General features: G+C 34.4%; 10 protein-coding genes and 1 tRNA gene. 3 read left to right on the plus strand and 8 right to left on the minus strand.

Annotated features, from left to right (window positions below; genetic code table 11):
* Nucleotides 1-266 precede the first annotated feature (266 nt).
* Together BM024_RS12540 and BM024_RS12545 are read right to left on the minus strand one after the other, a co-directional pair.
* Nucleotides 267-1,484 carry an MFS transporter gene (locus BM024_RS12540; RefSeq protein ID WP_090681005.1) on the minus strand — a complete coding sequence of 406 codons (1,218 nt, stop codon included), beginning with the start codon at nt 1,482-1,484 and terminating at the stop codon, nt 267-269.
* A gap of 197 nt (nt 1,485-1,681) precedes the next feature.
* Entirely contained in the window at nt 1,682-3,160 is a 1,479-nt protein-coding gene (locus tag BM024_RS12545) for an aminotransferase-like domain-containing protein (RefSeq protein ID WP_090681009.1), read from the minus strand.
* 116 nt (nt 3,161-3,276) lie between these two features.
* Between BM024_RS12545 and bioB the strand changes: the two genes are divergently transcribed.
* The 3 genes from bioB (at nt 3,277) to BM024_RS12560 (ending at nt 5,571) form a co-directional block, all read left to right on the plus strand.
* Nucleotides 3,277-4,269, plus strand: coding sequence for a biotin synthase BioB (bioB, locus tag BM024_RS12550; protein ID WP_090681013.1), 993 nt, complete (start codon nt 3,277-3,279; stop codon nt 4,267-4,269).
* Nucleotides 4,270-4,374: 105 nt separating this feature from the next.
* Complete coding sequence (locus tag BM024_RS12555) at nt 4,375-4,941, plus strand: DUF6642 family protein (protein ID WP_090681015.1); 567 nt, start codon at nt 4,375-4,377, stop codon at nt 4,939-4,941.
* A 60-nt stretch (nt 4,942-5,001) separates the two neighbouring features.
* On the plus strand, nt 5,002-5,571 hold the full coding sequence (locus BM024_RS12560) for a hypothetical protein (protein WP_090681018.1): 570 nt from the start codon (nt 5,002-5,004) through the stop codon (nt 5,569-5,571).
* 26 nt (nt 5,572-5,597) lie between these two features.
* On the opposite strand, the gene BM024_RS12565 is transcribed toward BM024_RS12560, so the two are convergent.
* The 6 genes from BM024_RS12565 to BM024_RS12590 form a co-directional block, all read right to left on the minus strand.
* Nucleotides 5,598-6,134, minus strand: coding sequence for a GNAT family N-acetyltransferase (locus BM024_RS12565; protein WP_090681020.1), 537 nt, complete (start codon nt 6,132-6,134; stop codon nt 5,598-5,600).
* Nucleotides 6,135-6,201: 67 nt separating this feature from the next.
* Nucleotides 6,202-7,863 carry an MBOAT family O-acyltransferase gene (locus BM024_RS12570; RefSeq protein WP_090681023.1) on the minus strand — a complete coding sequence of 554 codons (1,662 nt, stop codon included), beginning with the start codon at nt 7,861-7,863 and terminating at the stop codon, nt 6,202-6,204.
* On the minus strand, nt 7,853-9,319 hold the full coding sequence (locus BM024_RS12575) for a GDSL-type esterase/lipase family protein (RefSeq protein ID WP_090681026.1): 1,467 nt from the start codon (nt 9,317-9,319) through the stop codon (nt 7,853-7,855). The genes BM024_RS12570 and BM024_RS12575 overlap by 11 nt, the downstream gene beginning before the upstream one ends.
* A 6-nt stretch (nt 9,320-9,325) precedes the next feature.
* On the minus strand, nt 9,326-11,431 hold the full coding sequence (locus BM024_RS12580; protein ID WP_143077777.1) for a LysM peptidoglycan-binding domain-containing protein: 2,106 nt from the start codon (nt 11,429-11,431) through the stop codon (nt 9,326-9,328).
* Between the two features lie 11 nt (nt 11,432-11,442).
* Nucleotides 11,443-13,221 (minus strand): arginine--tRNA ligase, encoded by a 1,779-nt coding sequence (gene argS / locus BM024_RS12585; protein WP_090681030.1) that lies wholly within the window; start codon nt 13,219-13,221, stop codon nt 11,443-11,445.
* A gap of 320 nt (nt 13,222-13,541) precedes the next feature.
* Nucleotides 13,542-13,616 (minus strand) — tRNA-Val (locus BM024_RS12590).
* Between the last annotated feature and the right edge of the window lie 10 nt (nt 13,617-13,626).

The following is a 13,626-nucleotide window of genomic DNA, read 5'->3' on the forward strand; positions in this document are numbered from 1 at the left end:
ATAGGAAACACAAGCCTTCTGCCCTAATAGCTAAGTTGCCTGAACAACATTCCTCCCGTAATAACATGGACATACCTCGCTCAAATCTCTCTCAAGATTCGCCCCTATTACGGTCAAGAGTAGAAGCATCTATGCTTCATCCCTACAGTAGCTCAGAAGAAAGGTATAATAAAAGCTTAATTATTATAGAAGAAATCCTTTTCAATATTCATCTAAAGGGAATTCTAACAGAAAACAACTACAAGAGTTATATACTAAGCAGAATCCTAACTTTTACCCAACCTCATAAGTGCAGGAGTGAAAAACGATGCAATTCCCACGGAGGAAATCAATAATCCTAGAATGATAAAAGTCTGCGTAATTCCTACATAATCTGCAATAAACCCCGTACAAAGCAATCCAACGACAGAAGGAATAACCACAGAGCTGTAATACAGTGAGAAAACACGTCCTAACATATTTGGTTGAATTTCTTCTTGAATAATAGTAGTAAAACTAGCATTATACAACGATGCTGCCATTCCTCCCAAAGCAGTTAATATTACAAAGAAAACAAAATGCTCAGAACCCAATAATCCAGACCACGCAAACGTAATCCCTATAATAATATGCATACTATTTATTATTATGATTTTATGGATATTGGGTTTCCAAATACCCAAAAGACCACCACCAAACAACATCCCAACTCCCCAGATAATCTCAATGACACTCATCTCAAATTTATCGCCATGAAAATGATTTATAGTAAGTAGAGGAAACAACACTGCCACTGGCATAATACAAAACATCGCAATAACAGAATACAAGAAAAGATAAGAAAGCCCCTTATTACCTATTATTACATTAAATCCGATTTTCATATCACCATAAACCTGCTTAAAACTAGCTTTCGATTTATCGAGATTTTCTGGATTAGGAATATGAATAAAAAGCAAAGCAGTAATAGCAAAAACAGCTCCAATAATATCGAGTAACAACACATTTCCAATTGACAAAAGTCCAATTGCCAAAGCACCCAAAGCAGGACCAGCAATACTCGAAACCGACTGAATTATCTGATTAATTCCCGCAATACGCAACAATTCTTCTTTAGGAGCCAACAAGGGAATTGCAGCCTGCATTGCAGGCATATGAAACGCGGAACCTACTGAACGCAATCCCAACATAACATATATCAATAAAAGACTTTCATTACCCATATAAAAGCTAATCGACATAACTAGAGTGCAAACAGCCACAAAACTATCTGCAAAAATCATGGTCTTTTTTCGATCCCAACGGTCAATATAAACACCTGCAAAAGGGCCTATCAAAGCCTGAGGTAATAACCCTGCAATTGCAGCAAATGCCAAAACTTCAGCTGAGCCTGTTTCAAGACTCAGCCAAATAATAATTGCAAAATTCACAGCAGAGCTACTAATCAATGATAAAAACTGACCAACCCATAAAATGGTGAATTTCCTTTTCCAATTCGCTTGCATAAAACAGTTGTTTATTAAGACACAAAAATACGAAATGCAAGTTGTAAAATTAGACGAACCTATCTTAGAGATTATAATTATTGATTAAATATTTTAAAATATATTATACATTCAATATCAAATGAGTAAGCTATATAAAAAACCAATAGTTTGAGATGACTACTTTATAAACATAAAGATCTTTGTTACTCAACCAACTATCTTAAAACTTTTTTAACCACTTCCACACTTTCCCTCATTTCCTCTTCATTTAAATGTCCAAATCCCAATCGCATAGCAGTTACGGACCTACTTTGATATAATAACGTGCGAGGAATAAAAAGTTGATTCTTTTGACACATTGCAGCTAACTTCATCAAGTTTATTGAACTATCCCATTCCGTCCAAATAGCTAAACCACCAGTTGGTATTTTAAAATCTACATAATCCCCCAATTCATTTTTGAGCAAAGAGGCAAACTCATCTCTTCTCTGCTGGTATATTTTCAAAGATTTTTTCAAATGACGATGTATCTCCCCTTCTTCAATCATTTCTCCCAATACTTGCTCCATCAAAACGTCTCCTTGCCTATCGATAATTCCCAAGTATTTCCGCATTTCTCGCATCACATTCTCAGGTGCTACCACGAAACCTGTTCTAAATCCCGGTGCTAATGATTTTCCAAACGACCCTACATAAATTACCATACCCTCCGTATCGCTACTAGCTAATGGTAAAACAGCACTCTTATCATAGTGAAAATCATAATCGTAATCATCTTCCAAAATCACAAATCCATATTCACTTGACAACGCCAATAAATCTATTCTCCGTTGAGCCGATAAAGTAACGGTTGTTGGATAATGGTGATGTGGGGTCAAATACAACATTCGAATAGGTTGTTTCATGCACAAAGTCCGAACAGCTTCTACATCAATACCTTCATCATCTATGGGTACCTGAAAAATTCTAGCTCCCGATTTCTGAAAAATCATGTTTACGGAGAAATAGCTCAAAGACGCAACAACAACACTGTCTAAAGGTCTCAACAATATCTGCGATATGATATACACACTCATCTCTGTACTACGCGTAATCAATAAATTGTTTTTTGAGATATGAAGTCCTCTTGATAAGTTTAGATAATTGGAAAGATTTTCTTTGAAATACTCACTCCCCTCTTGATTGTAATAGCCGAACTTCTTTTGATTGTTTTTTCGTTTTATATTGGAACTATACACCCTTGAAAGTTGATCCATTTGATTTAACCTCACATCTGGAGTTCCATCGTTAAAGATTAGTTCACAGTTTGCGTAATCAAACGGGTTGTCTAGCAAATTTGTCTTTTCAAAACTATATCCTGTTTCCTTTGGGTATTGAGCCAATTGGTTATTAGAAATTGGGGAGAACCTATTTTTCTTACTCTTTTTCTCACTTAGAACAAAAGTTCCCTTATTGGGAATTACTTCCACCCACCCTTGCGCATCTAATTCGTCATAAGCTGCGACAATTGTTTTGCGATGTTCCCCTAAAATAGAAGCCATCGAACGAGTGCCAGGTAACTTGGTACCTGAAATTAGAAAACCTCTTTGAATAGCATTGATTAGCTGATTTGCTATCTGCATATACCTAGAACTGGAAGATTCTAGATCTATTTTTACAAAACTCTGATAAGGAACTTGAACCGGACTACTCATAATCTAAAAAGTGGCACCATTTTATTGTCCGGCAAGATACTACTTTTGACCTTATCTAAAACAATGTTTTAAAGACAACTTAAAACAGAAATCTGAAATAAACTATTAAAAAATCAATGGAATTAAACAAAAGCCTTCGCAACGATTGGACAAAAGAAGAAGTTCAAAACATATACAACCAACCTTTACTAGAATTACTATATCAAGCAGCTACTGTACACAGAGAATGGCATAATCCAAAGGAAGTCCAAGTTTGTACACTGTTATCAGTAAAAACAGGTGGATGTCCAGAAGATTGTTCTTATTGTGGTCAGGCGGCTAGATACCAAACCGATATTAAAGTTCAAGCACTATTGCCTACAGAAACCGTAATATCTCACGCTATAAAAGCAAAAGAAAATGGTTCTACTAGATTTTGTATGGCAGCTGCATGGAGAGAAGTGAGAAACAACCGAGATTTTGACCGCATTATTGATATGGTAAAAGGAGTTAACGAACTAGGTCTAGAAGTTTGTTGTACATTGGGAATGCTTACAGAAGAACAAGCTATCAGACTTCAAGAAGCTGGTCTTTATGCTTACAATCACAACTTAGACACTTCAGAAGAATATTACGATAAAATTATTTCTACTAGAAATTTTGACAATAGAATCAACACCATTCAACATGTTCGAAAAGCGGGAATTAGCGTGTGCTCCGGTGGAATAATTGGACTAGGAGAAACTACTGCCGACAGAGTTTCTATGCTTCTTACTCTTTCAACCATGCCTCAACACCCAGAGTCAGTTCCCGTAAACGCTCTTGCGCGTGTTCAAGGAACTCCTCTAGAAGAATTGCCAAAGGTTCCAATATGGGATATGGTTAGAATGATTGCAACAGCACGTATTTTAATGCCTGCTTCTACAGTACGTTTAAGTGCTGGACGTATCGAAATGTCAGAAACCGAACAAGCTTGGTGCTTTATGGCAGGTGCAAACTCTATATTCACTGGTGAGGAAAAAACACTTCTTGTCACTCCAAATCCAGGTGTTAATGAAGATTTACAAATGTTATCAAATCTAGGTTTAGAGCCTAAGAAAAAAGAATTTGCTACTAGTTGCAGCAATTAATACATCTTACTATACAATTCATTTTTAAGGTTGTTAGCTCTTAGGAGATAACAACCTTTTTTGATTCTCTTCTCTATTGTATATTTGTATCTTTAAATTACCACAATGTATTTACCCAACGAAAAATCCAAATTATTTTGTTTGGAAAGTCTTCCAGACATTACCTTAGAAAGTTCCAGTAAAACCATACCCTATTTAGAGCAATTGGCTATAAAATACGGCTTAACCAATGTGTATAAAAGCTGTGAATGTATAGATACTTTTGAATCTAGTTTGGATGTTTTACTATATGAAGACCGCAACTTTCAAGACTACGAACTGTTATATTTCGTTTTTAAAGGAGCCGATGATTATATTAGTCTTGATAGATACACCTATACTTTACAGGAAATAGCAGAGCGATTTGAAGGAAAACTAACAGACAAAATACTCCATTTTTCCAATCAAAAAGCCTTGAATTTAGACGAAGAAGAAAGTCAATATTTTTTAGATGTAACAGGAGCTAAAGCATTATCTGGTTACACTAATATCCATGGAATTTCTAGCACTCCTTTAGACATGAACTTTTTTGGACTCTATGACTCCGATATGGATATTAGAGAACTTGTTGAAACCTTGTTTGAAAAGAACTACAAAGCATGTACTGAATTGGGTTTTCATTTGTACTACTAGGTTATTTTGGAATACTAACCTGTATGCCTTATATTTGAAAACACACCTAATTATGTGATTATGTATAAATCAATATTTACAGCAATTCTAGGCTTTTGCTTTACTTTTACATCATTTGCTCAAGACAGCAATAACAACCCACAACAGTTTTTAGACAATTTAGCCAAGCATTGTGGTAATGCTTATTTAGGAAAAATAACAAGCACACCTGCGCCTGCTGATTTTGATGGAAAAGAATTAATAATGCATGTTATTTCGTGTGAAGAAGGACAAGTAAAAATTCCTTTTTACGTAGGAGATGATTTGTCGCGCACATGGATTTTTACTATAAAAGATAATCGCATAGAGTTAAAGCACGACCATAGACTAGAAAACGGTTCTCCAGACAAGGATACTTTTTACGGAGGAACAACAAATAATACAGGTTTTACAGACTTTCAAGTATTTCCAGCTGATCAGGAAACTACTGATTTAATCCCTGCTGCTGCTGCTAATGTATGGTGGGTTACTATTTCTGACACAACTTACACTTACAATTTAAAACGCATTGGAAGAGACGGAGAATTTAATGTAAGTTTTGATTTATCAAAACCGATAAAAACCGATAAAAAACCTTGGGGTACTAAGTAAGAATACAGCAACACTATGTTAGTGTATTATTCAAAGAAAGCAGTTGGATAGATTACCATCCCATTGACTCCTGACAACCCATTATTACATAGCTCAAGTGCCATACTGTTTTCAGATGGCACTTCAAAGGGCATAGAGATTCCAAAAGAATCAGCCTGCTTATATCCAAACTTTGGATAATAATCTGCGTGACCTAAAACAATAACAGATTTATAACCTAGTTCCCTTGCTTTATCATGAGAAGCTCTTATTAAAGCACTTCCTATTCCTTGATTTTGATAATCAGGCAATACAGCAACTGGAGCCAATGCTAAAGATTTATTCATAAGTTGTGTTACCTCATCAAGAATATCAATCTCCGTAAGCAAAACATATCCAATAATCTCACCATCCACCTCGGCAACTAAGGACAATTCTGGAACAAAAGAATCGGCATTTCGGAGTTTATCTACCAAAAAATGCTCTTGATGATCACTCATTTCTTCATTTTCGAAAGCCTTTTGAATCACATCAAAAACAACGGGATAATCCTTTACATCTTCTTTTCTAATAATTACATCCATCTTAAACAGCACTTAAAATTCTTACTCTCAAAACAGTTAAGCAAACCCGAAACTGAATTATTTATTATTAAAACTGAAAATATATAAACGGTTGTGGTCCAGCTGAAGCAGTAGCATATACTATCCACATCACAAATCCAAGAACACACGCCTTAACAAACATAGGCATTATATTAAATAAATCATGAACACCAGTCATCCATTTCTTAGGGATAAAGTGCCAAACCAAACCTATTAAAATCAATAGGAAAGCATTTTTATACCCTTCTATAATCACCAACCATTGTTCAAAATCAAGTTCTAATTTTCCAATATTATTAATCATCTCCAAAGCTAAATCAAAAGAGCGCGCTCGGAAAAATATCCAACAAAAGGTAACAAAGTGAAAAGTGATTAAAATAGAAATAACCTTCCAAACAAAATTTGGCTTTGTTCCTTTGGCACGAGGAAACAACTCTATAACAATCTTATGAATAGCTAGACCAATACCATGTAAAGCCCCCCAAACGATAAATCTCAAACTAGCTCCATGCCATAATCCACCTAACAACATGGTCGTTAGTAAATTTGAATTTGTAAACAAGTTCTTCTTTTTGTCTTTACTCAACAAAATAGTCAAGATGAAAACTACAAAAGAACTAACAGCAATAGTTAATGGAATAACACTTTCCTTTAGATAATATCCTCCCCAAACCAAAACTCCTAGAAAGAACAAACTAGGAAACAAAAAACCTCCAAATGTTCCCTTTCTATTTCCTCCAACAGATATATAAAGAAAATCCTTTAACCAAGTTGAAAGTGAAATATGCCAACGTCTCCAAAACTCAGTAATAGAAGTAGATTGATAAGGAACATCAAAGTTAATTGGTAAACGATAACCTAATAACAAAGCAATTCCTATTGCCATATCTGAATACCCAGAAAAATCACAATAGATCTGAATAGCATAACCATAAGAAGCCATTAAGTTTTCAAAAGCACTATAACTATTAGGAGCATCGAAAACTCGATCCACAAAATTTATAGATATATAATCTGAGATTACGGCTTTTTTCAACAATCCCCCAATAATCAACAAAAGCGCCTCATTTACATTTTCTTTAGAAACGTGTATTTTTCTATAAATCTGCGGTAAGAAATCTTTTGCTCTAACAATAGGCCCAGCAACTAATTGCGGGAAAAATGAGATAAAGAATAGATAATCTAAAAAGCTTTTAGTCGGTTCAATTTCCTTTCTATAAATCTCTATAATATAACTTATGGATTGAAACGTAAAGAAAGAAATACCAACAGGTAATATGATATTGTTTAAATGAAAATCATTACCCGATACGAAATTTACCCCGTCTAGGACAAAGTTGGTGTATTTAAAATAACCAAGCATTCCCAAATTGACAATAATGCTTATAGTCAACAAAGTCCGCTTCTTAACAACATGAGTCGTTTTATAGATAATATCCGCTAGATAATAATCTAATAAGGACGAACCAATAAGCAGTAAGAAGAAAATACCACTTGATTTATAATAGAAAAATAATGAGAATATCACTACGTATAGCAAACGCAAACGGAATGTCTTTCTCATTAAAATATACACCAGATAAAAAACCAAAAACATCCCTAAAAACAAAGCCGAATTAAAGAGTAATGGCTCTTTAGGATTATAGGTAAACCAGTTAGTTATATCCTCTAAAGTAATTTGTGGAAGAGTAAAGTTTCTAAAGCTCATCTTTAGCGCTTAAATTGGTTGATTTATAAGTAGTGTAAGAATTAATCAATGCTTCATATAGCAAATTCCCAGTGTATTCATAACCCGATTTGGAATAATGAACAAAGTCTCTAGATAACAAACCTGAACTATAATTATCTTCAACTCTTTCATTTCCTCCCATAATATGGAAAGCATCCCATATTGCATAATTCGAAAAAGAGGCTTTCTCCTTCATAGAATCAGCATATCCTTCCGCATAAGTATTTGGTTGTTTCTTTGGCAATAAAGAAGGAGTTGGTGTTGTTAAAATAAACTCGACATTAGGCATTAACTTTCTAATGCTTTGCACAAACAAATCCACCTGATTTTGAAAATCTGCTGGCTGCATCTTGTCAAATGCTTCATTTGTTCCCATTGAAAGTACAATAACATCTGGTTCCAATCCCTTTAACTGCTCAAAAAACAGAGGATATTTATTGTAATCCGAGAAACGAGCTCCATTTACACCAATACTGTGGTACAAAACACCTGGTTTCTCATTTTCTATAGACAAACCATTAAGACTATAGGAAGCGCTTTCTGTATGTGGAATCAAATAAATTCTATCCAACTCTTTCGCAGATGTATATTGAAAATATCCATTATTAGCTTCTAATTGAATAGGCGTAAATTCCGATTTCTGAATTGGTTTAGAAACTCGTTCTTGAGTAGGTATTTTCAAAACCTTATCAATACGTATCAGATTCGTCGTTAAGTTATTTGCTCTCTTTAATTCGTTTACCCCAATTTTATACTTTCGAGCAATCGTAGAAAGAGATTCTCCATGTTTTATCTTATGCGTAATCTTCTTTGGTTCGATGCTTTCAACGGTAACTTTGCGTTCACTAATTGCTACATCAAATACAGGTTGTTTATCTGGTGAAAACACTTTTAACTTTGTGAATTTATAGGAAGGGTCGCGAACTTCTAATTCTAAAGCAAAGTCTTTTTGATTTGTTGTCAAAGCGATTCCACTCAACCCAATACTAGACCCGTTTATTGGAAAAATATTTCTATAACCGTCCCAAGAAACATTTGAAGAGTATCGAACAAATTGGTTTCCGTTTGTCTTGGCTAATTTATATGGAAACGTAAAACCTAAACCTGCGTTACCAAATTGCGATTGAAAAAGAGTTCTTAATTTACCCGTTAATAAATCGGCTTGAATATGAGAATCTCCAATATGAACAATACTCAACGTAGCCTTTTTCTTCTTTTCTAATTGACTTAGTTTTTTATAAAAACCTTTCAGATGCTCTTTTCCTAAAATCTCATTTGGATATTGCTTTTCTGTCAATTCTATATTAGTGTCATTTAGATTAGTATTGATTTCATTGGCACTAGTCTGTCCCTTTAAAAGACCAGTACACAACATAGACAATCCCAAAAAAACCACACTTATACAATTTCTCTTATTCACTCTTTGCTCCTCCATTATCTGTTATTCTTCCTTCTGAACATTAGGCACTAAAATTACCTGTTCAATTTCAATTCCATCTTCTCCTAAATTATTCAACTCTTTCAATCTTTGAACAGTCGTATTAAATTTTCTCGCCAAACTCGTCAAAGTATCCCCTTCTTTTACTTCATATAATCTAGTAACCTCTTGCTTTGATTTAGTGTCATTTGAGTTCGAAGTGGTATCCTTGATTTCCATAATATAAAGTCGCTGTCCAACACGAACCTCTCTACTATCTAAATTATTGTGTCTTTTTAATTTACCCGCGGTTGTATTATATCGTCTAGCAATAGAGTGAAGCGTCTCTCCTTCTTTTACAATATGAGCCTGCCCTTCAAGAACAGGTGTATTAACCTTCTTAGCTCTTGGTATCCAAATTTTCCAATCTTTGTGCAACGCATCACCGTGCAATCCATTTGCCTTTTTGATCTCTTCTATAGAAACACCATATCTTTGAGAAAGCAATGTATAGGTATCTCCCTCTACAACTGTATATCGAATTCCAGTTCCTGATGAAATTGGTTGAACCGCTGTTGTTTTAACTACCTCCTTCTTTTTAGTTTCTGTCACAACGACCGTTTTGACTCTCGAAGTATCAGTTGCTTGAACTTTTTTGCTCGTTTTACTAACACTATCTCCAGTTTTCGCATCTGTATTAGCTATACTAGTTTTAACAACTACCTCTTTAGTCTGTGGTTTAGGTTTACTAACTTCTCCATTCTCCTTTCTCTCCTTGTAGTCTTCAAAACCTTTTTCTAAATAATCAAACACCATTTTACCAACCTGTTGAGCACCTCTATGATTGAAATGTGTATAATCCTTATTTGCTTTTGCTGGTTCAGTCTCAACCCATGAAATCATTGCATTTTTCCCTCCCATTGATTCAAATAGATTAAAAAACCCAGTATGTTTTTCAATAGCATATTTTCTTTGCGCTTTTACTAAAGGCATCACAGCTGAATCGGTTTGCATATGCAATTCATATTTAGTTGCCTTATCTGCGGTAGAAATTACAAGTATAGCAGCATCCGGAAAACAACTTCTCAAGTGTTCAACCACCTTTGACATTTGCTTTGTATACCATCCATAATTATATGAACCGTAATTCAATACATTGGTTCCATAATGCAATACAATTAAATTGTATTGCAACTCCTTTTGGAAGCGATTCATTAATGATGGCTGTAAAAGAGACAAAGGCAATCCAGAGTTTCCTCTACTAGAAAAGTTATCCACTTGAACTCCACTTACTCTAGAAGTAAAATCAAAACCATAAATAGGAATTGAGTCAGCTTGATTGAAATTCACTTTTAAGTCTCGAATAGCGCCATCCGACACCTTTATAGCATTTAAATTTTCAACAGGATTCAATTTCCTTACTATCGTATCTTTTCCAGACACCCAACTTACAGTACCGTGCTGATTATTTGATTTTCCGTAATACAAAACAGGACTAGGTAACGTATTCATCGTTTGAGAAGTCCCTGCTTTCAAATGAATCCAAGTTGGTTGTATTGTATCTTTAGCAAAAAAAACTTGACCATTTACACCAAATGGTTTTAGAGGTCTTTTTACATTTAAATAAGATTGTGTTTTCCAATTGTTAGAATACTTATGTGTTATAGATCCCCTAGAATTCGCAGACTCAGAAGTAATTCCAACAAAACCTACTCCACTTCCACCGTATTTTTGTTGAAAATTTTTACGTAAGTCTTGAACAATTAAGTCTCCATCTGTCATTGAGTCTCCAAAATAAGCAATACGTGCTTTCCCTTTGTGATTCAACTCGATTTGATGAAGTATCTCAAAGAAACTATCCAAATAAACCAATCCCTTAAAAGTATGTTCTGGCTCATCTGAAATTAATTCAGACGGAGAATCAACCTTCAAATCTTTATTGGTTAATCTCAAAGAATCCTCTCTTTCTAATGCTTCAAGCATTAAGCTATCCACCACCACATTGTTAGTAGGCTTAGTGCTCTCAGAAAAAATCTTTTTAGGTAAATAGGTTTTGAAAAATAAAAAAAAGCCAGTTGCCATTACTAGAATGGCAAATGACTGTAATAAGTATGATTTAGATATTTTCACCGACTTTAAAATTACATACGGTTGGGTACTTCAATACCCAATAATGAGAATGCATCTTCAATAACTTGTCCAACTTTCTGAGATAATTGAACTCTAAATGCTTTTAGCACAACTTGTTCTTCTCCAAGGATTGGAACAGCTTGATAGAATGAATTATATTCTCGAACTAAGTCGTAAGTATAGTTTGCTATTAATGCAGGGCTATGTGTTCTTGCAGCACTTTGTATTACTTCTGGAAATGCTTCAATTAATTTCAACAATTCCTTTTCTTTTGGATCTAGATCTATATCTTTAATATTCTCAGAAAAATCAAAATTTGCCTTTCTTAAGATAGATTGAATTCTAGCATAAGTATATTGAATGAACGGACCTGTATTACCAGCGAAATCAACAGACTCTTCTGGATTAAACATAATGCGTTTTTTAGGGTCTACTTTTAAGATATAATACTTCAAAGCTCCCAATCCTATTTTTCTATATAAATCAGATTTCTCTTCTTCTGAATAACCATCCAACTTTCCAAGTTCTTCCGAAATTTCCCTGGCTGTTTGAGTCATTTCATCCATCAAATCATCTGCATCCACCACGGTTCCCTCTCTACTTTTCATTTTTCCAGACGGAAGGTCAACCATTCCATAAGACAAATGATAAAGACTTTCTGCCCAATCATAACCTAACTTCTTAAGTATTAAAAACAATACTTTAAAGTGATAATCCTGTTCATTTCCTACAGTATAAACCATCCCACCTACATCTTTGAAATCAGCAACACGCTGAATTGCAGTTCCTATATCCTGCGTAATATAAACAGCAGTTCCATCACCGCGAAGCACTAACTTCTCATCAAGTCCATCTTCTGTTAGATCAATCCAAACAGAACCATCCTCCTTTTTGAAGAAAACACCTCTCTGAAGTCCATCTTCAACTACATCTTTCCCTAATAGATAAGTATCGCTTTCGTAGTAGTTCTTATCAAAATTAACCCCTAAATTACTGTAGGTAGTTTTAAATCCGTCATACACCCATTGGTTCATAGTCTTCCAAAGTTGAATCACTTCTGGTTTTCCTGCTTCCCAATCCAGTAACATTTGTTTCGCTTCTAAGATAATCGGAGCTTCTTGTTTTGCTTCATCTTCAGTTCTTCCCTGTTCCATCAAGGTTTTGATTTCTTCCTTATAAGCCTTGTCAAATGCAACATAATAGTTCCCAACAAGTTTATCTCCTTTTAGTCCAGTAGTTTCTGGTGTTTCACCATTGCCAAATTTTTGCCAAGCCAACATAGACTTACAAATATGGATTCCACGGTCATTTATGATCTGAGTTTTGTGTACTTTTTTACCTGAGGCTTTTATTATTTCTGCAACAGAATAGCCTAATAAATTATTTCTAACATGCCCTAAATGAAGTGGTTTATTCGTATTTGGAGAAGAATATTCTACCATTACAGCTTTTTCACTTTCATTAGGTGTTACAAATCCAAAATGCTCTTCATTTCTGATAGCATTAAAAAAGTTTAAATAATAAGAATCAGAAACTACTAAATTTAAAAATCCTTTTACAACATTAAACCGCTCTATAACTGAAGTGTTTTCAACTAGATACTCCCCTATTTTATTTCCAATTTCAACAGGGTTTCCTTTGACTTGTTTTAAGAAAGAAAATATTACTACTGTAATATCACCTTCAAACTCTTTTCTTGTACCTTGGTATTCCACCTTATCCACAACCACCTGATACACTTCCTGTATTGCCTTCACAATTTGTGGCGTTAGAATCTGATTTAATGTCATTCTTATAAAATTTATTAGAGGAACAAAGATACTTTTTATTTCGGAAATTTAGAAAAGTGTGCCAGAAACATTTCTAGCCAGAATCCGTGATTTTTCATAACCAACACTCTTTAAAATTCAATCTTTTTAACCAACTCTATTCAGTTTGAAATAAAAACAAAAACTAATGCTTTTACTCTTTCTTTTTGAACTTTATTTTTAACGAAAACCTTCTACTTATTCCATCTTACAAGCGACTTTAAAACATTCATTGCCTAATCTATGATTTCCGGTTAACTCCATAAAAAAAGCCTTTCAGGAAAACTGAAAGGCTTTTTTTGTGGGCGATGAGGGATTCGAACCCCCGACCCTCTCGGTGTAAACGAGATGCTCTGAACCAACTGAGCTAATCGCCCTTATACTTTT

The organism is Myroides guanonis, assembly GCF_900114085.1.
Classification (GTDB): domain Bacteria; phylum Bacteroidota; class Bacteroidia; order Flavobacteriales; family Flavobacteriaceae; genus Flavobacterium; species Flavobacterium guanonis.